The organism is Pseudomonas sp. OTU5201 (assembly GCF_038440135.1).
In the GTDB taxonomy this organism is placed as follows: domain Bacteria; phylum Pseudomonadota; class Gammaproteobacteria; order Pseudomonadales; family Pseudomonadaceae; genus Metapseudomonas; species Metapseudomonas resinovorans.
This window is the reverse complement of sequence record NZ_JASATC010000029.1, coordinates 39,557-60,312: the sequence shown is the minus strand read 5'-3', so window position 1 is coordinate 60,312 and position 20,756 is coordinate 39,557. Positions and strand designations below refer to the sequence as shown.

The window sequence follows — 20,756 nt, the reverse complement described above, 5'->3', positions numbered from 1 at the left end:
TCCTGATCTTTGGCGCCGTGTCACCGCGGATCAGGAGGGTCGAAAGGGGTCGTAGGACGGGGAGGGCGGGCGCTGGCCATCGCGGGAGCTGCCGGCTCGATGGGCAGTGCTTCGTCCGCCCCGTCCTACGAAACATCACTCCTCGCGAATCGAGAAGTTGGCCATGTGCTCCAGGCCTTTGATCAGGCCGGAGTGGTCCCAGTTGCTACCACCCAGCGCTGCGCAGGTGCTGAACACTTGCTGGGCGTTGGCGGTGTTCGGCAGGTTCAGGCCCAACTCGCGGGCGCCGGACAGTGCCAGGTTCAGGTCTTTCTGGTGCAGGCTGATACGGAAGCCCGGATCGAAGGTGCCCTTGATCATACGCTCGCCATGGACCTCGAGGATCTTGGAGCCGGCGAAGCCGCCCATCAGGGCCTCGCGCACCTTGGCCGGGTCGGCGCCGTTACGGGCGGCGAACAGCAGGGCTTCAGCAACCGCCTGGATGTTCAGGGCGACGATGATCTGGTTGGCCACCTTGGCAGTCTGGCCGTCACCGTTGGCACCCACGCGGGTGATGTTCTTGCCCATGGCCTGGAACAGCGGCAGGGCGCGTTCGAAGGCGTTCGGGCAGCCACCGACCATGATGCTCAAGGTCGCGGCCTTGGCGCCTACTTCGCCGCCAGAAACCGGGGCATCCAGGTAGGCGGCACCGGTGGCCTTGATCTTCTCGGCGAAGGTCTTGGTCGCGGTGGGGGAAATGGAGCTCATGTCGATCACGACTTTGCCAGCGCCTACGCCTTCAGCTACGCCGTCCTTACGGAACAGTACGTCTTCGACCTGAGGGGTGTCCGGAACCATGATGATGATGAACTCGGCTTCCTGGGCAACCTCTTTCGGGTTGGCCAGGCCGATGCCGTTGTCACCCAGCAGGTCGGCCGGGGCCTTGTCGAAGTGCTCGGAGAAGAACAGGGTGTGGCCGGCTTTCTGGAGGTTCTGAGCCATGGGCTTGCCCATGATGCCGGTGCCGATGAATCCGATCTTGGCCATGTGATGTACCTCTTTCTTAGATGGCGTTATGGGTTTTCAGCCAGCCCAGGCCGGCAACGGTAGTGGTAGCCGGCTTGTACTCACAGCCGACCCAGCCCTGGTAGCCGATGCGGTCCAGGTGCTGGAAGAGGAAGCGGTAGTTGATCTCTCCGGTGCCCGGCTCGTTGCGGCCCGGGTTGTCGGCGAGCTGCACATGATTGATCGCAGCGAGGTTGGACTCGACGGTGCGCGCCAGGTCTCCTTCCATGATCTGCATGTGGTAGATGTCGTACTGCAGGAACAGGTTGGCGCTGCCCACTTTCTCGCGGATGGCCAGGGCCTGTTTGGTGTTGTTCAGGTAGAAGCCGGGGATGTCGCGCGTGTTGATGGCTTCCATCACCAGCTTGATACCAGCGGCCTGGAGCTGCTCGGCGGCGAACTTGAGGTTCTCCACGAAGGTCTGCTCGACGGTGGCGCAGTCAAAGCCCTGCGGGCGGATGCCGGCCAGGCAGTTGATCTGCGAGTTGCCCAGGACCTTGGCGTAGGCGATGGCCTTGTCCACGCCAGCGCGGAATTCTTCCACGCGGTCGGGGTGGCAGGCGATGCCGCGCTCACCCTTTGCCCAGTCACCGGCGGGCAGGTTGAATAGCACCTGCTCCAGCTTGTTGGCATCCAGGCGGGCACGGATTTCCTCTACCGGGAAGTCGTAGGGGAAGAGGTATTCGACACCGCTGAAGCCGGCTTCGGCAGCAGCGGCGAAACGGTCCAGGAAGTCCACTTCGGTGAACAGCATGGAGAGGTTGGCAGCAAAACGGGGCATGAATGTCTCCTCAAATCTAGCTCCCTCTCCCACCACGAATAGGCGAGGGATTGGGGGAGGGGTGCACCGAGTCGCCTCGAACATCCCTCACCCCCGGCCCCTCTCCCAATGGGAGAGGGGAGTCAGAGCGATCAATCCAGCAGCGAGATGGCGGTCGGGGCGTCGACGCCGCGCTGGGCCAGTTCCTCGAACTCGTTGATGGCGTTGATCTCGGTACCCATGGAGATGTTGGTGACGCGCTCCAGGATGACCTCGACCACGACCGGCACGCGGAACTCTTCCATCAGTTGCTTGGCCTTGGCGAAAGCGGCCTGCAGGTCGTTGGCGTCAAACACGCGGATCGCTTTGCAGCCCAGGCCCTCGACCACTGCGACGTGGTCCACGCCGTAGCCGTTGAGTTCCGGTGCGTTGATGTTCTCGAAGGACAGCTGCACGCAGAAGTCGATCTCGAAGCCGCGCTGCGCCTGGCGGATCAGGCCCAGGTAGGAGTTGTTCACCAGTACGTGGATGTAGGGCAGGTTGAACTGCGCGCCCACGGCCAGCTCTTCGATCATGAACTGGAAGTCATAGTCGCCGGACAGTGCCACGACCGGACGGGTCGGGTCGGCCTTGACCACGCCCAGGGCTGCCGGAACGGTCCAGCCCAGCGGGCCCGCCTGTCCGCAGTTGATCCAGTGGCGCGGCTTGTAGACGTGCAGGAACTGTGCGCCGGCGATCTGCGAAAGGCCGATGGTGCTGACGTAGCAGGTGTCCTTGCCGAAGAACTCGTTCATTTCTTCGTACACGCGCTGCGGTTTGACCGGCACGTTGTCGAAGTGGGTCTTGCGCTGCAGGGTGCGCTTGCGCTCGCGGCAGGATTCGACCCAGGCGCTGCGATCTTTCAGCTTGCCGGCGGCTTTCCACTCGCGGGCGACTTCGAGGAATGCGTCCAGTGCAGAGCCAGCGTCGGAAACGATGCCCAGATCCGGGGTGAATACACGGCCGATCTGGGTCGGTTCGATATCCACGTGGATGAAGCGGCGGCCCTGGGTGTAAACGTCGACGGAACCCGTGTGGCGGTTGGCCCAGCGGTTGCCGATGCCGAATACCAGGTCGGATTCCAGCACGGTGGCGTTGCCGTAACGGTGCGAGGTCTGCAGGCCGCACATGCCCGCCATCAGCGGGTGGTCATCGGGAATGGTGCCCCAGCCCATCAGGGTCGGGATTACCGGAACACCGGTCAGCTCGGCGAACTCGACCAGTTTGTCCGACGCGTCGGCGTTGATGATGCCGCCACCGGCTACCAGCAGCGGACGCTCGGCGTCGTTCAGCATTGCCAGGGCCTTCTCGGCCTGGATACGGCTGGCCGCCGGCTTGTTGACCGACAGGGGCTGATAGGCGTCGATGTCGAACTCGATTTCAGCCATCTGCACGTCGAACGGCAGGTCGATCAGCACCGGGCCGGGACGGCCGCTGCGCATCTCGAAGAAGGCTTTCTGGAAGGCGTAAGGCACCTGGCCCGGTTCCAGAACGGTGGTCGCCCACTTGGTGACCGGCTTGACGATGCTGGTGATGTCGACGGCCTGGAAGTCTTCCTTGTGCAGACGAGCACGCGGAGCCTGGCCCGTGATGCAGAGGATTGGGATGGAGTCGGCGGATGCCGAGTACAGGCCGGTGACCATGTCGGTGCCGGCGGGGCCGGAAGTGCCGATGCAGACGCCGATGTTGCCCGCGTTGGTGCGGGTGTAACCCTCAGCCATGTGCGAGGCGCCTTCGACGTGACGGGCCAGTACATGGTCAATGCCGCCGATCTTGTTCAGGGCCGCGTACAGCGGGTTGATGGCGGCGCCGGGAATGCCGAACGCGGTGTCGATGCCTTCGCGGCGCATCACCAGGACGGCAGCCTCGATTGCTCTCATTTTGGCCATGTTTTGTGCCTCTTTCTTGTGAAAATTGTATACAAGCTACGTGACTGGATTCTATTCAGCACCTGACTGAAGGGTCAAGGCTATTTGTGAGGCTAAAGGTCGCAGGGTGGTGACTCTTTTAAAACACCCGTTTCACGGGCCTCACCATGGAGACTCAAAGCGCAGACGGAAATACTGTATACAAAAAATAATATGATTGTATCTATGTGTTGATTTTTTTGTGTTCGATGGGATAGTGGGCTACAGCTTTCGGATGCGTCGCAGGACGGGCTGGAAAATGCCCGCGTGGCCCCAGGAGTGCGCCAGCCCTGGCCCGGACGACGCCGCACAAGGTTCAACCACTCACGAGGAACGCTTGAAAATGACCACTCTGACCCTGGAAACCGCTGTGAGCATTTCCAATCACGCCCTAGCCGTTGGTCGGGAGCTGCGTACTGCGCCGCTGACCATCGCTGTGCTGGATGCCGGCGGGCACTTGATCACCCTGCAGCGCGAGGATGGCGCCAGCATGCTTCGCCCGCAGATCGCCATCGGTAAAGCCTGGGGCGCCGTGGCGCTGGGTAAGGGGTCGCGCCTGATCGCCGCTGACGCCCAGCAGCGCCCAGCCTTCATTGGTGCGGTGAACAACCTCGCCGACGGCAATCTTGTACCGGCGCCAGGTGGCGTGCTGATCCGCGATGGTCAGGGGGCCGTTATCGGCGCCATCGGCATCAGCGGTGATACTTCGGATATCGATGAGCAGTGTGCGGTGAGTGCGGTGGAGGCGTTGGGTCTGCAGGCGGACGCAGGCGCGGCCTGATACGAGACAGGGGCTGCTGCTCAGCCCTCAGCGAATGAATTCGCCCCCACAGGGCGGGTGCCAAGCGGCACCTACCCTGTGGGGGCGAAATGCTTTTTGTGGGAGCGAATTTATTCGCGATAACAACCCGCAGGATTGTCAGGATGTCGGCAAGGGAAGGATAGGGGGCCGCTGCGCAGCCCTTGGCGAATGAATTCGACCCTACAGGGTTTCGAGGTATCAGGCGCTCTTGGCCTTAACCTTTTCCTCGACCTCGCAGCCCTTGATCACCAGGCGGATGATGGTTTCCGCGGCGGCATCGTAGTCGGCATCACTGAGGCTGGATTTGCCGGTAACAGTAGATATCTGCCAATCGAAGTCAGCGTAGGTCTGGGTCGCGGCCCAGATGCTGAACAGCAGGTGATGAGGGTCGATCTTGGCCATCAGGCCCTGGTCGATCCAGCGCTGGATGCATTCGATGTTGTGTTTGGCCTGCAGGTTGAGCTGCTCGGTCTGTTCGGGCGAGAGGTGTGGTGCACCGTGCATGATCTCGCTGGCGAAGACCTTGGAGGCGTAAGGGAGGTCGCGGGAGATGCGGATCTTAGAGCGAATGTAGGCGGTTAGCACCTCGAAGGGGTGGCCGGTCTGGTTGAACGGCGCTGACGCCTGCAAAAGCGGCTCGACGATGCTCTCGAGCACCTCGCGGTAGAGGTTCTCTTTCGACTTGAAGTAGTAATAGACGTTGGGCTTGGGCAGGCCGGCCTTGGCCGCGATGTCGCTCGTCTTGGTGGCGGCGAATCCTTTGTCGGCGAATTCCTCGCTGGCCGCGCGCAGGATCAGGTCTCTGTTGCGCTCGCGAATACTGCTCACATCGGCTCCTTTTTTGGCTCGCCCGGGCGCCAGGAAGGCCGGCCGGCGAGAGGTCGGGCATGTTATCACCCGCTTTGCGAGGCCCTCAAGCGAGACACTGGATGAATTTCCTGTATACAAAATTCATATCTTCTGTTTACATTCGGCATCCGTCCATTTCACCGGAGCCCTGTCCGGTGCGTGTTGCGGCAGACTTCACCCCATGCAAGACAACCACTTGCTCGACCCCTTCGGGCGTCGAATTTCCTATCTGCGCCTCTCGGTCACTGACCGTTGCGACTTTCGTTGCACCTATTGCATGAGCGAGGACATGGTCTTCGCTCCCCGCGCGCAGATTCTCAGCCTCGAAGAGCTCTATGCCGTCGCCGATGCGTTCATTGGCCTCGGGGTTTCGCGCATCCGCATCACCGGTGGCGAGCCGTTGGTGCGCAAGGGTCTCACCTCGTTGTTGGCGCGTCTGGGCGCCCGTGAGGAACTGGAAGACCTGGCCATCACCAGCAACGGTTCCCAGCTCGGGCAGATGGCTGCCGACTTGCGCCGGGCTGGGGTCACTCGCCTGAACATCAGCCTCGATTCCCTGAAGCGCGAACGCTTCGCCGCCTTCACCCGCCGTGACCGCCTGGAGCAGGTACTGGCCGGAATCGACGCGGCTCGCGCAGCAGGCTTTCGTCGCATCAAACTCAATACTGTCGTGCAGAAAGGCCGTAACGACGATGAAGTCCAGGACTTGGTGGCCTTCGCTGTGGAACGCGGCCTGGACATCAGTTTCATCGAGGAAATGCCGCTGGGCAGCGTTTCCAGTCACGAGCGCAAGGTCACGTTGTGTACTTCGGACGATGTGCGCGAGCGGGTGGAGCAACGCTTCGAGTTGCTGCCCAGCAGCTATCGCACGGGCGGGCCGTCGCGCTACTACCAGGTGGTCGGCAGCGGCACCCAGGTCGGTTTCATTTCCCCCCATAGCCGCAACTTCTGCGGCGACTGCAATCGGGTGCGCGTCACCGCCGAAGGCAAACTGGTGCTCTGCCTTGGCCACGAAGGCGCGCTGGACCTCAAGTCGCTGATCCGGCGGCATCCCGGTGACCACCAACGGCTGCGGGCGGCGCTGATCGAGGCGCTCAGGCTCAAGCCCGAGCGGCATTTCTTCGAAGCGGACCAGCAGGTGCAAGTGGTGCGCTTCATGAGCATGACCGGCGGCTGATCGGGTTCCCTGGATCAGCCCTGGCTGCGTGGCTTCAGCTCGCCGCAGGAAACCTGCTGTGTTCGATGAAGTGCCTTGCCAGGGTGCCCCAGGGGCCTCGATTCCTTTCTGATCAGATCCTGATAACAAGAGCGCCCGCTAGGGCGAAGGAGAACACGCATGGGCAAGACGCTACTGGTAAAGAACGCTGACCTACTGGTGACCATGGACGGCCAGCGCCGGGAGATCCGGCAGGGCGGGATGTTCATCGAGGACAATCGCATCGTTCAGGTCGGGCCGAGCAGTGAGCTGCCTCAGGCCGCCGACGAAGTGCTGGATATGAAGGGCAAGGTCGTCATTCCTGGCCTGGTCAATACCCACCACCACATGTACCAGAGCCTGACGCGAGTGGTGCCAGCCGCCCAGGACGGCGAGTTGTTCAACTGGCTGACCAACCTCTATCCAATCTGGGCGCGGTTGACCCCAGAGATGATTGGCGTCTCGACCCAGACCGCCATGGCCGAGTTGATTCTTTCCGGCTGCACCACCTCCAGCGACCATCTCTACATCTACCCTAACGGCTGCAAGCTGGATGACAGCATTCACGCCGCCGGCGAGATCGGTATGCGCTTCCATGCCGCGCGCGGCAGCATGAGCGTTGGCCGCAGCCAGGGCGGCCTGCCGCCGGATTCGGTGGTGGAGAAGGAAGCTGACATTCTCAAGGAGTCCCAGCGCCTGATCGAGGACTACCACGATGCGTCCCATGGCTCGATGCTGCGGGTGGTGGTGGCGCCGTGCTCGCCGTTCTCGGTGAGCCGCGACCTGATGCGCGAGGCCGCTGTGCTGGCGCGCCAGTACGGCGTATCGCTGCACACCCACCTGGCCGAAAACGTCAACGACATTGCCTACAGCCGGGAGAAGTTCGGCATGACGCCGGCTGAGTATGCCGAAGACCTGGGGTGGGTCGGCCACGATGTCTGGCACGCCCACTGCGTACAACTCGACGAGCATGGCATCGAGCTTTTCGCCCGCACCGGCACGGGCGTTGCGCACTGTCCTTGCTCGAACATGCGCCTGGCCTCGGGTATCGCGCCGGTTCGTCGCATGCGCGATGCCGGTGTGCCGGTCGGCCTGGGCGTGGACGGTTCTGCGTCCAACGATGGTGCCACCATGATCGGTGAAGTGCGTCAGGCACTGCTGCTGCAACGGGTTGGTTTCGGCCCCGACGCCATGACCGCCCGCGAGGCGCTCGAAATTGCCACTCTGGGTGGCGCCAAAGTGCTCAATCGCGACGACATCGGCGCGCTTGCGCCGGGCATGGCGGCCGACTTCGTCGCCTTCGACCTCAACCATATCGCTTACGCCGGCGCCCTCCATGATCCGCTCGCGGCGTTGGTGTTCTGCACGCCGACCCAGGTTTCCACCAGCGTGATCAACGGCAAGGTCGTGGTACGCGACGGCCAACTGGTCACCGTCGACCTGCCGCGTGTGCTGGAACGCCACAACCAACTGGCGCGGCAACTGGTACTGGGCGAGTAAATCGTCCTGATGGGGGCGTGGCCGGGTGCTGCGTCCCTTTTCTGTTCGTGCCCACATGAGAACAAGGAGAAGGTCATGAAACCTCAGGTTTTCGGCTGGCTGGCTGCCGGCCTGTTGTCCGCGAATGGCGCCTTGGCGCAGACCTACGTAATAGGTGTCGAAAAGCAGTCCTTTCAACCCCACTATTGGATCAGCGATCAGGGCGAGTACCAGGGCTTTGCCCGTGATGTGCTCGACTTGTTCGCGCGCGAAGCCGGGCTGGACATTCAGTACCAGGCACTGCCGGTCAATCAACTCACTCAGCACCTGCTCAATGGCAGCATCGACTTCAAGTACCCGGATAACGCCAAGTGGGCCAGTGAGCTGAAGGGCAACAAGGACATCGCCTACAGCTTGCCGGTGGTGCAGTACGTTGACGGTGTGCTGGTGGCGCCCAAGCGGCAGGGCAAGGGAATCGATCAGTTGGCGAGGCTGGCGGTGGTCGATGGCTGGACGCCCTGGACCTACCAGGACCGTATCGATGGCGGTCAGACCCAGGTGGTGCGCAGCGCCGATCTGGGCCAGATGATCAAGCAGGCAATGAAGCAGCAGGCGGACGGTGCCTACTACAACGTCGTGGTCGCCACCTACTACCTGGACAACATCCGTGCACGCCCCGGTGCCCTGGTGTTCGATCCGAACCTGCCCCACACCCGTGGAACCTTCAATCTCTCCAGCCTCAGGTATCCGGAGCTGATAGCGCGCTTTGATCGCTTCCTCACTGAGCACCGGCAGGCAGTCGATGCGCTCAAGGCGCGCTACCAGGTGGAGTCCAACCTGGACTCCGAATACCTCGGCATGGAGCAGTGGAAGATCGACTTCTTGAAACGCCAGAAAGACAAGGAAAACCCCTGACTGCAATTCGCCTGGAAGTGCCGCGGCAGAACGCTCGGAAGGCTGTTTGGTTAGTTCTTCAAGCTGTTTTGTACACAATTCTGAAAGAAAGTGTTGTTTGTGACGTTCGCCGCGTGTATATAATTCGGAAAATCCTGACCTCAAGATCAGCTTTTTCTGATGAAGTAACTACATGGGGTGTTCATCGGCACCCGTGTAAGCCAACGACCGACAAGAACAATAGGCAGGCTTTACCCATGAGTTCATCCGACATTTCCGGGGTTCGCTCCGACCTCTGTCACTACCTGGAGGATCGCCCAGGGACGAGGTACTCCCGCTTCACAGCTATCGGCCGACTATCTGCCTGCTTCTCCGGCATTGCTGCGTCGACGCTGATTGTTGGCGGCCTGCTCGGACTGCCCGGCCTCGTCCTTACAGACGCAAGCGCAGACGTACTCGAACCCCTGGCCTCGATGAGCGAGGTCCAGCGGAACGCCCCGGACGCAGCCGAACAGCGCAACGCTGAAGACAGCCCGTCCAGCCCCGCCCGCCACCCCAGCCTCGAACTGACCGGCTGACGCTCGGCGCGCGCAACCCCCACCAATCCCGAACCTGCCCGCAGCCTGCCCTGATGCCCGGGGCGGTCTTTGGGTGGGCGCGGGGCGGAAAAACCTGAAACCCACTACAACAAGGAAAAAACCATGAATGCCAAGTATCTGCCGCACTGCCTTGCCCTCACGACCGGATTGCTTGGTGGCGGCCAGGCGATCGCCGGTGACCTGCTGTTCTGGCAGAACAACAGCCTGAGCTACCTCTACGGCCAGAACTTCAAGATCAACCCGGAGATCCAGCAGACGGTGACCTTCGAGCACGCGGATGGCTGGAAGTACGGCGATAACTTCTTCTTCCTCGACAAGATCTACTACAACGGTGACAAGGACGACCTCGTTGGCGACAACACCTATTACGGTGAATTCCAGCCGCGACTGTCGCTGGGCAAGATCTTCGACCAGAAGATCCAGTTCGGTCCGGTTACCGACGTACTGCTGGCCATGACCTACGAGTTCGGTGAAGGGGATGTCGAGTCCTACCTGATCGGCCCGGGCTTCGACCTGGCCATTCCTGGCTTCGACTTCTTCCAGGTCAACTTCTACAACCGCACCACAGACGGCAGCCGTCCGGGTGACAACGTCTGGCAGATCACCCCGGTGTGGAGCTACACCATTCCCGTGGGCAATTCCGACATCCTGATCGATGGCTTCATGGACTGGGTGGTGGACAACGACGAGAACAGCCGCGGCACCTACCACGCCAACCTGCACTTCAACCCGCAGGTGAAGTACGACCTGGGCAAGGCCATGGGCTGGGGTGAAAAGCAGCTCTACGTCGGTTTCGAATACGACTACTGGAAGGACAAGTACGGTATCGACAACGACAGCTTCCTGGGTGACGTGATCCTCGATGGCACCGACCAGAACACCGCCAGCCTGCTGGTCAAAGTGCACTTCTGATTCATCAGGAAAAAAGACCGGGGGAGGCGCAATGCGCCATCCCCACGGTTGAAAGGGGAGGAGAGCCAATCCATGGCACAAGCCTTTCGCTGCAAAGAGGGAGCTGCATCGATGGCGATTCGGGCCTGCGGATTTCCCGGTGTAACGGGCCGGGAGCCGCTGTACGGCTCGTCTCGAATCAATCGGCTGTCTCGGCGATCGGCCTCCCTCCGGGTCGCAAAGGGGAATGAACGCCTTTCGGCGAGACTCGGTTCAGAAGGTGAATTCCAGGTTCACCGTCGGCGTCGAGGTGCGGCTACCACGGCCGCCGTCGACGCCGAATTTGTTGTGCCAATACTCGTAGCCGACGCCCAACCACAGGTTCGGCTTGCGCTTGGCGCCCGGCATGGCTGCGACCATGAGCGATGTGCGCATCAGGGTTTCCGGTGCGGTGTCCTTGTCGAAGTAGTCCTCGCCCTTCTCACCGACATAGTTGACGAAACCCTGGAACTTGGCGTCGTGCTCGCCGAGCTGGAAGGGCTTGAGCCAGGTCAGGTTGACCATGTACGTGGCGTCGAAGGTGTGGTTCGGATGCTTGGCGGTGGGGATGCCCGAGTGGTTCTTCTCCCGGTAGTACATCAGGCTCAGGTCGAGCACGCCGGCACCGTTGAACTTCAGGGTCGGGCCGAACACCAGGGCGCGCTTCTTGGCCGAGGCCAGGTTGTTGTTGCGGCTGGCGTCGAAGCCGAAGGTGAAGGCGTAGTCCTTGATCAGGCCGGTCCCCAACGGTTGGTCGAATACCCGTGAGGCAAACAGTTGATGGCGGTAGATCGCGTAGACCTCGCTGCCTCCGTGATCGGTGCCCTTGCGCGGGTCGCGACTGTCGGAGAGGAATACATCGAGGTTGAAGAAGTTGCTGCCGTACCGGTAGCCATCGGCATGGGTGAAGCTGTAGGCCCGCTTCGCAAACTTGTTCGGGTTGTTCGGATTGGTGAACTGCTGGCCGTAGCGGAAGCCGACGCTGTTGTTCATCCACTCGAAGAACTTGCCGTCCTCCGTGGCGAAGCCGGTTTGGCCCGCGGCCATCAAGGCGGCGCCAAGCGCCAGACTGGTGTAACGACGCATTCGGGTACTCCTTCTTTTTGTTGTTGAGCTGAAAGCGGAAAAGCCTTCCCCTCAACGGCAGCGCGCGAAGGCGGCCGTCATAGGGTTCGGAGGTTAAAAGAGCCCGCCGGGTAAGCGGGCTGTTGAAGTCCGGCTGCACCTCATGGGAACGGCCGGATGGGAGCAACTTCAGGTCAGTGGGCGACGCACTGCCGGCTGCGATCCTTCTCCCCGAGAATGTTGAACAGCAGATTCAGGGTGAGGGCGCTAACGGTGGCCATGGCGATGCCGCTGTGGGTGATGGGCTCCATCCAGTGGGGGAGCTGTGCGAAGAGTTCGGGGCGTACGACCGGTGCCATGCCCATGCCCATGCTCACGGCGACCAGCAACTGGTTGCGGCGATCGCCGATGTCGGCCTCGTGAAGGATCTTGATGCCGGTGGCTGCCACCATGCCGAACATCGCCAGGCCCGCGCCGCCCAGCACCGCCGGCGGGATCGAGGCTACCAGGAAGGCGGCCTTCGGGAGCAGGCTGAGGCCAATGAGGAAGGCGCCCGCTGCGACCGTCACGTAGCGGCTGCGCACGCCGGTCATCTGCACCAGGCCGATGTTCTGGGCGAAGGACGAATGGGTGAAGGTGTTGAAGAAGCCGGCCAGGAAGGACGCGCCAGCGTCGCACATCAGGCCCCGACGAAGGGCATTGGGGCAGACCTCGCGGCCGGTGATCTTGCCCAGGGCCAGGAACATGCCGGTGGACTCGACGAAGATGATCACCACCACCAGGCACATGGACAACACGGAGGCCAGCTCGAACTTCGGCATGCCGAAGTGCATGGGTTCCACGATCTGGAACCAGGGCGTTTCGTCCAGGCCGTCGAGGTTGACCATCCCGCAGGCGCCGGCCAGGGCATAGCCCAGCGCCATGCCGACCAGTACCGAGACATTCACCCAGAAGCCCTTGAGGAAGCGGTTCACCAGCAGGATGGTGCCCAGTACCAGGGCCGCGATGGACAGGTATTCCAGCCCGCCGAACTGCGTGGCCGTGTTGCCTCCGCCCGCCCAGTTGACCGCAACCGGGAAGAGCGTGAGGCCGATGGAGGTGATCACAGTGCCGGTCACCAGCGGCGGGAAGAAGCGCACGATGCGCGACATGAAGGGGGCGAGCAGCAAGCCGAAGAAGCCGGCGGCAATAGTGGCGCCGAAGATGCCCTGGATGCCGACGCCGGGCATGCCGGCCATCACGACCATGCTGCCGACGGCGGCGAAACTGGCCCCCATCATCACCGGCATGCGGATGCCCACCGGGCCGATGCCGATGGATTGCACAATGGTGGCGATGCCGGCAACCAGCAGGTCGGCGTTGATCAGGAAGGCGATTTCTTCACGGGAAAGACCGGCGGCCTGGCCGACGATCAGGGGTACGGCAACGGCGCCGCCGTACATAAGCAGGACATGCTGGAAGCCGACAAGCAGCAATTGCATCAGGGGCAGGCGCTGGTCAGCGGGCGAAAGGGCGATCTCTCGCTCTGTCGGAGTGGTCATGCAACACCTCGGGCGCTTTTGTTCTTGTAAGTCGCTTGGCAGTACCGCACTTCGTGGGTGCGGCTTGCCGGGTATTCATGTTGCTGGCCGGGTGGGTGACACCTGGCAGGGGTACTGCGGGTACTACTGGAAGAAAAAAAGCCTGCCTGGGGCAGGCTTGAAGCGCGGGCGGTGCTTGGGGTCACCACCCGCCGTGGTCTTGCTTGCAGGGGCGACGCTTAGTTGGTCTTCGCGCCTTGTGCGATCCAGCGGCCGATCAGGTCGCGCTCTTCCTGGGTCATCTGGGTGATGTTGCCCAGCGGCATGATCTGGCTGGCGACTGCCTGAGCCTGGATCTTCGGTGCGAGCATCTGGATCTGCTGCGGGGTGTCGAGCATCACGCCGCCCGGTGCCGAGGTGAACATCGGGCTGGTGGGCTTGGCGGAATGGCAGACGGTGCAGCGTTCCTGAATCACGCTGTGGACCTTGCCGAAGTCATTGCCGCTGGCGCTGACCTGGGTCGGGGCGGCCTGAGCGGATTGCGCCGGGGCGGCAGCCTGCGGCTTGCTTTCGGCGCTGGCCGGGGCAGCGCTGGTGCTGGTTGCCGGAGCAGCATGCTCCTGGTGTGCAGGTTCTACGGCCAGGCTCGGTTCGGCGGCCTTGTAGTTCGGCGCGGTGACGAAGGCCAGGCAGATCATGCCAAGGGCGCCGGCGGGGAGGGTCCAGGCGAACTTGTTGCTCTCATGGCGGGTGTTGAAGTAGTGGCGCACCAGCACTGCGATCACCGCGATCCCGGCCAGGATCAGCCAGTTGTACTGGCTGCCGTACGTGCTCGGGAAGTGGTTGCTGATCATGATGAACAGCACCGGCAGGGTGAAGTAGTTGTTGTGGCGCGAACGCAGCAGGCCCTTGGCCGGCAGGGTCGGGTCAGGGGTGCGGTTCTCTTCGATCGCCTTAACCAGGGCGCGCTGCGCCGGCATGATGATGCGGAACACGTTGCCCACCATGATGGTGCCGATCAGGGCGCCGACATGAATGTAGGCACCACGACCGCTGAATACCTGGGTGAAGCCCCAGGCCGCGCCGATCACCAGCACGAAGAGGATCAGGCCGAGCAGGGCGGGGGTCTTGCCCAGCGGCGAATCGCAGAGGAAGTCGTAGATGAACCAGCCTGCGACCAGCGAGCCGATGCCGATGGCGACGGCGGCAGCCGGGGCGATATCCACGCCGGGGGCGATCAGGTACAGGGTTGGATTCAGGTAGAACACCACGGTCAGCAGGGCGACGCCTGACAGCCAGGTGAAATAGGCTTCCCATTTGAACCAGTGAAGGTTGTCGGGCATTTTTGGCGGGGCGAGCTTGTATTTCTCCAGGTGGTAGATGCCGCCACCGTGGATGGCCCAGAGATCACCCGACAGACCGTCGCGCGGGTTGGCGCGGTTGAGGTTGTTCTCGAGCCAGACGAAATAGAAGGATGCGCCGATCCAGGCGATACCGGTGATCATGTGAACCCAGCGAATGCCCAGGTTCAGCCATTCGGTCAAATGTGCTTCCACAGTTGTTACCTCTTTCCCGCCGACCGGCACGCCGATCGTTGGGCTTCTCTTATTAGTGGTGGGGGTTGAGGAGGAGCTGTTCGTCCTCGGTGAAGTAATGCTCGTCGCAGTTGTTGCCGGAACCACTGCGATCAACCACCAGGAAGTCATCCCGCTTTTCGATCGTCAGCACCGGGTGGTGCCAGACGCCGCGATGGTAATTAACGCCCTGCCTGCCATTGGAAATGAAGGCACGGACCAAACCCGGTACAGGTACATCGCCAAGTGGCGCGACCACGACCAGAAAGGGATTGCCGAGCAGCGGAATGAAAGCCTGGCTGCCCTGCGGGTGTCGTTCCAGCATGCGGATGCGCAAGGGCATCTCGAGGGATTCGGCACTGAAGATGCTGATGATCGCCTTGTCGTCGGGCTGGGCGGTCTCGACCGTTGCCAGCTTGTGATAACGGCGGGTGGAGCCGTTGTTGATCATGAAGTACTCGCTGCCTTCGGTTTCGATCACATCTCCGAAGGGGGCGAAGGCTTCTTTGGTCAGGGGCTCGATCTTCAGGGTTCGCATGGCTGTTCTACTTGTTCGTTGCTGGTTCCCATCCCCCGGGGGGAGGGGCCGGGTGGGGGCGGTGGTCATTCCATCCTCCCCCCGTAGCTCTCGGTACCGCTGGAGAGCCGATGGGTGGACCGCAGTCCACCTTGTTTCGAATAGGTGCGGTGCGCCTGCGGCTTACATCTGCTGCAGACGGAACAGCGCGATCTTGTTGATCTCGGCCAGCGCCCTGGAGAACTCGGCTTCAGGAGTGTTGTGGATCCGCTCCTCGAAGGCCGACAGGATCTGGTGCCGGTTACTGCCTTTCACCGCCATGATGAAAGGAAACCCGAACTTGGCCTTGTAGGCGTCGTTCAGTTCGGTAAAGCGCGCGAACTCTTCAGCCGTGCACTCGTGGATACCGGCACCGGCCTGTTCGCTGGTGCTGGCTTCGGTCAGCTCGCCGCGGACGGCGGCCTTGCCGGCCAGGTCCGGGTGAGCATTGATCAGTGCCAGCTGGGCTTCATGGCTGGCGCTGAGCAACAGGTCGGCCATGCGCTGGTGCAGACCGTCGATGTCGTCGATGTGGGCGTCCTGGCCCAGGTCGAAGGCTTTCTCGGCGACCCAGGGCGAGTGTTCATAGATGTCGGCGAACGCCTTGACGAAGGCACCGCGGGACAGGGTGGACGGGGTCAGGGTCTGGAAGCGGCTCATTTCGCTTGCTCTTTGAAAGGGTGGGTGGCGTGCCAGTGGCGGGCGATGTCGGCGCGGCGGGCGAACCAGACTTTCTCATGGCCCTTAACGTATTCGATGAAGCGTGCCAGGGAGGCGAGGCGTGCCGGGCGGCCCAGCAGGCGGCAGTGCATACCGATGGAGAGCATCTTCGGCGCGCCAGCCGCGCCTTCGGCATAGAGCACGTCGAAGGCGTCCTTGAGGTATTCGAAGAAGTCGTCGCCTTTGTTGAAGCCCTGCACCTGGGTGAAACGCATGTCGTTGGTGTCGAGGGTGTAGGGGATGACCAGGTGCGGTTTCTCAGCTGTGCTGGCGGCATCCCAATAGGGCAGATCGTCGTCGTAGGTATCCGAGTCATACAGGAACCCGCCTTCTTCCATCACCAGGCGGCGAGTGTTCGGACCGGTGCGGCCGGTGTACCAGCCCACTGGGCGTTCGCCGGTCAGTTCGGTGAGGATGCGGATGGCTTCGAGCATATGCTCGCGCTCCTGGGCCTCGTCCATGTACTGGTAATCGATCCAGCGGTAGCCGTGGCTGCAGATCTCGTGGCCGGCCTCGACCATGGCACGGATCGCGTCCGGATGGCGCTGTGCGGCCATGGCAACGGCGAAGATGGTCAGCGGGATGTCGTGCTGCTTGAACAGGTTTAGCAGGCGCCAGACGCCGGCGCGGCTACCGTATTCGTAGAGGGACTCCATGCTCATGTTGCGCGCGCCCTGTAGTGGTTGGGCGGCCACCATCTCGGACAGGAAGGCTTCGGACTCCTTGTCGCCATGAAGCACATTGCGTTCGCCGCCTTCCTCGTAATTCAGGACAAAGGACAGGGCGATGCGGGACTCACCCGGCCAATGCGGGTGGGGAGGGTTGTTGCCGTAACCGATCAGGTCGCGTGGGTACTCAGCGCTCACTGCAGTCTTCCTTTCGTGTCTGTTGGACGATCAGCGACAGCCTGGGGAATGGTGCGCGATCGTGGATGTGGTGATTGTATACAAACTGTCTTGTGTTTTGTAAATCAAAATATCACCTGATTCGTTATCCAGGCATCTAGCAAGAAACCTGCCCGTATGGTCAGGTAGATTCGATGTAAGGCCCGCTGGGTGGACGGTACGCGTAAATCCAGAATGGCTTTGGTGCAACGCTGGCTTGGCGGGATTTGGTGTTGTGATTGTGTACAATTCTTCTTATTTATGTCTTACATTCTCTCGGGCGCATGTTATTCTGCGCACCGTACCGGGGCCTCAGCCCTGACCACGCACCGATATGAACAAGCAGAGGAGGTGTGGCGTTTCGATCGCGGCCAGCGCATCGGCCCGAAGAACGCCCAGCGAGCAATGGGACGTTTGACCACGCATGTACTGGATGCCGCCCACGGTTGCCCTGGCCGTGACATCAAGATCGAGCTCTATCGCGTAGAAAACGCGGGTCTGGAGCTGGTCGCCACCACCACCACCAATGACGATGGCCGCTGCGATGCGCCTCTGCTGCAGGGTGCCGACTACCAGAGCGGCGTCTACCAGATCCATTTCCACGCGGGTGACTACTACCGCGCACGTGGCGTTCAGCTGGCCGAGCCGGCTTTCCTCGACGTGGTCGTGCTGCGCTTCGGCATCTCCTCCGAGCAGGACCACTATCACGTGCCGCTGCTGATTTCCCCTTACAGCTACTCCACTTACCGCGGTAGCTAGTTCGTTACCCTCGACTCACTGGAGTCTTTCTAGCCCGTTCACACTGCGGGCTTTTTTTCGTCTGCAGGAAGTGCTGACTGTGTTAACAAAAAAGCCCGGCGCAAGGCCGGGCTGAAACGCATCACGGGGAGATGCGCAAGGGATCAGGTCATGCCCAGCCAGTTCGGCAGGGCCAGGGAGATCCAGGGTACGTAGGTGACCAGGATGAGGAAGGCCAGCAGGATCATCAGCCAAGGCATCGCCGCGCGGATGGTTGAAGTCAGCGGCATGCCGGTCACGGCCGAGGTGACGAAGAGGTTCAGCCCTACGGGTGGCGTTACCAGGCCGATCTCCAGGTTCACCACCATGATGATGCCCAGATGGATCGGGTCGATGCCCAGCTTCATCGCGATGGGGAAGAGGATCGGGGCCAGGATCAGGATGATCGCCGAGGGTTCCATGAAGGCGCCGGCAATCAGGAGCACGATGTTCACGACCAGCAGGAAGGTTACTGGTGTCAGGCCGGCATCGATCACCCATGCAGTGATCTGCTGGGGCAGTTGCTCAGTGGTCAGTACGTGGGCGAAGAGCATGGCGTTGGCGATGATGAACATCAGCATGATGCTCAGTTTGCCGGACTCCAGCAGCACCTTCGGCGCTTCGCTCAGCTTCATGTCCTTGTAGACGAACAGGGCAATGAAGGCCGAGTAGACGGCTGCCACGGCCGCGGCTTCGGTTGGCGTGAACATGCCGCTGTAGATGCCGCCCAGGATGATCACCATCAACAGCAGGCCCCAGAGGGCCTTGCGCCCGGCGTTCAGCCATTCGCGGAATGTGGCGCGTGGCAGCGCCGGCAGATTCTTTTTTACGGCGATGACGTAGATCGCCGCCATCAGCACCAAGCCAAGCATGACGCCTGGGACCACGCCGGCCATGAACAGCTTGCCCACCGAGGTTTCGGTGGCGGCGGCGTAGACCACCATCACGATTGAGGGCGGAATGAGAATGCCCAGGGTGCCGGCGTTGCAGACAATGCCCGCGCCGAAGGCCTGCGGATAGCCCGAGCGCACCATGCCGGCGATGGCAATGGATCCCACTGCGGCCACTGTGGCCGGGCTGGAGCCGGAAAGCGCGGCGAACAGCATGCAGGCCAGCACCGCGGCAATCGCAAGGCCGCCGCGGATGTGGCCGACGCAGGCGTTGGCAAAGTCGATCAGGCGCCGTGCGACGCCACCGGTGGTCATGAAGGCCCCGGCCAGCAGGAAGAAGGGGATTGCCAGCAGGGTGTAGTGCTCGGACGTCTCGAATAGCTTGATCGCCAATGAGCGCACGGAGTCCGGGCTGAACAGGATGATGGTCATCGAACCCGCAAGACCCAGCGAGATGGCAATGGGCACGCCAATGAACATCAACAGGAAGAGCAGGAAGAAGAGAAACAGGACAGTCATTGCTTGTCTTCCTTGTGCTGTGGCTCGTCGTGCTCGGTCAGCTTGAGCGCTTCGGCAGCCTCATCGGCGAGGCCTAGACCGGTCTGCCGGTTCTGCAGGATACGAACGAAAATTTCCGCGTAGCGGATGAAGACCAGGCCGAATCCCACGGGCACGATCAGGCCGATGTGCCATTGCTGGACGCCATAGTGGCCGAGGTCTTCAGCGCCGATTCCTGCCGTGAAGAGGGTTTGCACCCACTCGAAGCTGGCGACAGCCAGCAGTCCCGCATAGAGCAGGCAGCACAAGCAGGCGATGATTCCCAGGGCTCGCTGTACCGGGCGGGTGGTCAACTTGACCAGGGCATCGACGCCGATGTGGCCAGCGGTACGCACGCCGTAGGACAGGCCGAAAAAGATCAGCCAGGCGAACAGCGCCTTGGTCAGCGAGTTGCTCCAGGTCATCGCCTGGGCCATGGCAAGGATGCTGTCGCCGATGCCGAAGAGTGCTTCGCTGGCGGCTTCCCAGCGGTCGGCCAGGTTGTAGAAGAAGGTGTAGAGGTTGTTGAGGATGACGTAGACGAAGGTCACCAGCGTCATGGCCGCCAGGAGGAAGGCGATGAAGCCTTCCTCGAAGTGGTCCCAGACGCGCCGCAGAGCGTTCATGGATGGCATCTCCCGATGGCAGAAGCGTCGTTTGTTCGGGGCTGGCGGAAAACCGCCAACCCCGGACTGGGCGTTTTACTGGGCCTGATTGGCGGCTTCAGCGGCCTTGATCAGGTCAGGACCGATTTCAGCTTCGAACTTCTTCCACACGGGTTTCATGGCCTCGCGCCATTCGTTGCGCTGCTCGGGAGTGAGCTCGATGATCTCGCTGGTCTTGGCATCGATGATGCGCTGCTTATCGCTCTGGTTCAGCGCCTCGGCCTGCTTGTTCACCTCGTTGGTCACCTCCACGGTGATCTTCTCCAGTTCGGAGCGAACATCCGCCGGCAGGCCGTTCCAGAACTTGGTATTGGTGATCAGCATGTAGTCGAGCACGCCGTGGTTGGACTCGGTGATGTATTTCTGCACCTCGTGCATCTTCTGCGAGTAGATGTTCGACCAGGGGTTCTCGGCACCGTTGACCACGCCGGTCTGCAACCCTTGGTACACCTCGGCAAAGCTCATCTTGCGAGGGTTGGCACGTACGGCCTTGAACTGCTCCTCCAGCACGGCGGAGGCCTGCACGCGGAACTTCAGGCCGCGAGCGTCCTTCGGTTCGCGCAGGGGTTTGTTGGCCGAGAGCTGCTTCATGCCGTTGTGCCAATAACCCAGCCCGGTGATGTTCTTGCTTTCCATCGACTTGAGCAGGTTCTGGCCTTCGGGGCTGTGCTGGAATCGATCCACGGCCTGGATATCGTTGAACAGGAAGGGGAGGTCGAACAGCTGCACCTGCTTGGTGTACTGCTCGAACTTGGCCAGGGACGGGGCGATCAGTTGCACATCGCCCAGCAGCAGGGCTTCCATTTCCTTGCCGTCACCGAAGAGCGAAGAGTTGGGGTAGACCTCTACCTTGACTTTGCCTGGCAGGCGTTCTTCCGCGAGCTTCTTGAATAGCAATGCGCCTTGCCCCTTAGGGGTGTGCTCGGCCACGACGTGGGAGAACTTGATCACGATGGGATCGGCGGCCTGGGCCAGACCGGCGGCACCCAGTGCGAGGGCGCAGGCGAGCGCTTTCAGAGCAGGTTTGAACATTGAAGCATCCTCTTGTTGTTCTTGATCGGGTCCGGACG

Annotated in this window: 20 protein-coding genes; 7 read left to right on the top strand and 13 right to left on the bottom strand. The window is 61.8% G+C overall.

The features are described from left to right. Positions 1-135 precede the first annotated feature (135 nt). From AAHM40_RS18260 to gcl, 3 genes are all read right to left on the bottom strand, one after another. Positions 136-1,026 carry a 2-hydroxy-3-oxopropionate reductase gene (locus AAHM40_RS18260; RefSeq protein ID WP_028629734.1) on the bottom strand — a complete coding sequence of 297 codons (891 nt, stop codon included), beginning with the start codon at positions 1,024-1,026 and terminating at the stop codon, positions 136-138. Between the two features lie 16 nt (positions 1,027-1,042). Then, positions 1,043-1,825, bottom strand: a complete 783-nt coding sequence (hyi, locus tag AAHM40_RS18255) for a hydroxypyruvate isomerase (RefSeq protein WP_342245899.1) — start codon at positions 1,823-1,825, stop codon at positions 1,043-1,045. 131 nt (positions 1,826-1,956) lie between these two features. Beyond that, on the bottom strand, positions 1,957-3,732 hold the full coding sequence (gene gcl, locus AAHM40_RS18250) for a glyoxylate carboligase (protein ID WP_028629736.1): 1,776 nt from the start codon (positions 3,730-3,732) through the stop codon (positions 1,957-1,959). 361 nt (positions 3,733-4,093) lie between these two features. Between gcl and AAHM40_RS18245 the strand changes: the two genes are divergently transcribed. Continuing rightward, on the top strand, positions 4,094-4,531 hold the full coding sequence (locus AAHM40_RS18245) for a GlcG/HbpS family heme-binding protein (RefSeq protein ID WP_028629737.1): 438 nt from the start codon (positions 4,094-4,096) through the stop codon (positions 4,529-4,531). A 219-nt stretch (positions 4,532-4,750) separates the two neighbouring features. Here the strand turns inward: AAHM40_RS18245 and AAHM40_RS18240 are convergent, their stop codons facing one another. After that, positions 4,751-5,380, bottom strand: a complete 630-nt coding sequence (locus AAHM40_RS18240) for a TetR/AcrR family transcriptional regulator (RefSeq protein ID WP_342245898.1) — start codon at positions 5,378-5,380, stop codon at positions 4,751-4,753. A 202-nt stretch (positions 5,381-5,582) separates the two neighbouring features. Between AAHM40_RS18240 and moaA the strand changes: the two genes are divergently transcribed. The 5 genes from moaA (at position 5,583) to AAHM40_RS18215 (ending at position 10,480) form a co-directional block, all read left to right on the top strand. Next, positions 5,583-6,578: a GTP 3',8-cyclase MoaA gene (gene moaA / locus AAHM40_RS18235; RefSeq protein ID WP_342245897.1), complete on the top strand. Its 996-nt coding sequence runs from the start codon at positions 5,583-5,585 to the stop codon at positions 6,576-6,578. A 159-nt stretch (positions 6,579-6,737) separates the two neighbouring features. Continuing rightward, entirely contained in the window at positions 6,738-8,096 is a 1,359-nt protein-coding gene (locus AAHM40_RS18230) for an 8-oxoguanine deaminase (protein ID WP_342245896.1), read from the top strand. 75 nt (positions 8,097-8,171) lie between these two features. Continuing rightward, a complete protein-coding gene (locus tag AAHM40_RS18225) occupies positions 8,172-8,990 on the top strand; it encodes a substrate-binding periplasmic protein (protein ID WP_342245895.1) in 819 nt (272 codons plus the stop codon). A gap of 236 nt (positions 8,991-9,226) precedes the next feature. Then, positions 9,227-9,547, top strand: a complete 321-nt coding sequence (locus AAHM40_RS18220; protein WP_342245894.1) for a hypothetical protein — start codon at positions 9,227-9,229, stop codon at positions 9,545-9,547. A 123-nt stretch (positions 9,548-9,670) separates the two neighbouring features. Beyond that, positions 9,671-10,480 (top strand): outer membrane protein OmpK, encoded by an 810-nt coding sequence (locus AAHM40_RS18215; RefSeq protein WP_342245893.1) that lies wholly within the window; start codon positions 9,671-9,673, stop codon positions 10,478-10,480. A gap of 252 nt (positions 10,481-10,732) precedes the next feature. Here the strand turns inward: AAHM40_RS18215 and AAHM40_RS18210 are convergent, their stop codons facing one another. The 6 genes from AAHM40_RS18210 to puuE form a co-directional block, all read right to left on the bottom strand. Further along, on the bottom strand, positions 10,733-11,545 hold the full coding sequence (locus AAHM40_RS18210) for a nucleoside-binding protein (RefSeq protein ID WP_446731591.1): 813 nt from the start codon (positions 11,543-11,545) through the stop codon (positions 10,733-10,735). A gap of 212 nt (positions 11,546-11,757) precedes the next feature. Next, positions 11,758-13,104: a nucleobase:cation symporter-2 family protein gene (locus AAHM40_RS18205; protein WP_280283567.1), complete on the bottom strand. Its 1,347-nt coding sequence runs from the start codon at positions 13,102-13,104 to the stop codon at positions 11,758-11,760. Positions 13,105-13,322: 218 nt separating this feature from the next. Further along, a complete protein-coding gene (locus tag AAHM40_RS18200) occupies positions 13,323-14,639 on the bottom strand; it encodes a urate hydroxylase PuuD (protein ID WP_342245891.1) in 1,317 nt (438 codons plus the stop codon). A gap of 52 nt (positions 14,640-14,691) precedes the next feature. After that, positions 14,692-15,195, bottom strand: a complete 504-nt coding sequence (locus AAHM40_RS18195; RefSeq protein WP_028629746.1) for an ureidoglycolate lyase — start codon at positions 15,193-15,195, stop codon at positions 14,692-14,694. Between the two features lie 162 nt (positions 15,196-15,357). Further along, positions 15,358-15,873 carry a 2-oxo-4-hydroxy-4-carboxy-5-ureidoimidazoline decarboxylase gene (gene uraD, locus AAHM40_RS18190; RefSeq protein ID WP_342245890.1) on the bottom strand — a complete coding sequence of 172 codons (516 nt, stop codon included), beginning with the start codon at positions 15,871-15,873 and terminating at the stop codon, positions 15,358-15,360. Beyond that, positions 15,870-16,799, bottom strand: a complete 930-nt coding sequence (gene puuE, locus AAHM40_RS18185; protein WP_280283564.1) for an allantoinase PuuE — start codon at positions 16,797-16,799, stop codon at positions 15,870-15,872. The genes uraD and puuE overlap by 4 nt, the downstream gene beginning before the upstream one ends. A 423-nt stretch (positions 16,800-17,222) precedes the next feature. Between puuE and uraH the strand changes: the two genes are divergently transcribed. Continuing rightward, positions 17,223-17,576, top strand: a complete 354-nt coding sequence (uraH, locus tag AAHM40_RS18180; RefSeq protein ID WP_028629749.1) for a hydroxyisourate hydrolase — start codon at positions 17,223-17,225, stop codon at positions 17,574-17,576. Between the two features lie 143 nt (positions 17,577-17,719). Here uraH and dctM read toward each other — a convergent pair whose 3' ends face one another. From dctM to dctP, 3 genes are all read right to left on the bottom strand, one after another. Further along, positions 17,720-19,003, bottom strand: a complete 1,284-nt coding sequence (gene dctM / locus AAHM40_RS18175; RefSeq protein ID WP_342245889.1) for a C4-dicarboxylate TRAP transporter large permease protein DctM — start codon at positions 19,001-19,003, stop codon at positions 17,720-17,722. Beyond that, positions 19,000-19,647, bottom strand: coding sequence for a TRAP transporter small permease (locus AAHM40_RS18170; RefSeq protein ID WP_342245888.1), 648 nt, complete (start codon positions 19,645-19,647; stop codon positions 19,000-19,002). Before AAHM40_RS18170 ends, dctM begins: the two co-directional genes overlap by 4 nt. Positions 19,648-19,722: 75 nt before the next feature. Continuing rightward, entirely contained in the window at positions 19,723-20,718 is a 996-nt protein-coding gene (gene dctP / locus AAHM40_RS18165) for a C4-dicarboxylate TRAP substrate-binding protein DctP (protein WP_342245887.1), read from the bottom strand. Positions 20,719-20,756: the final 38 nt, after the last annotated feature.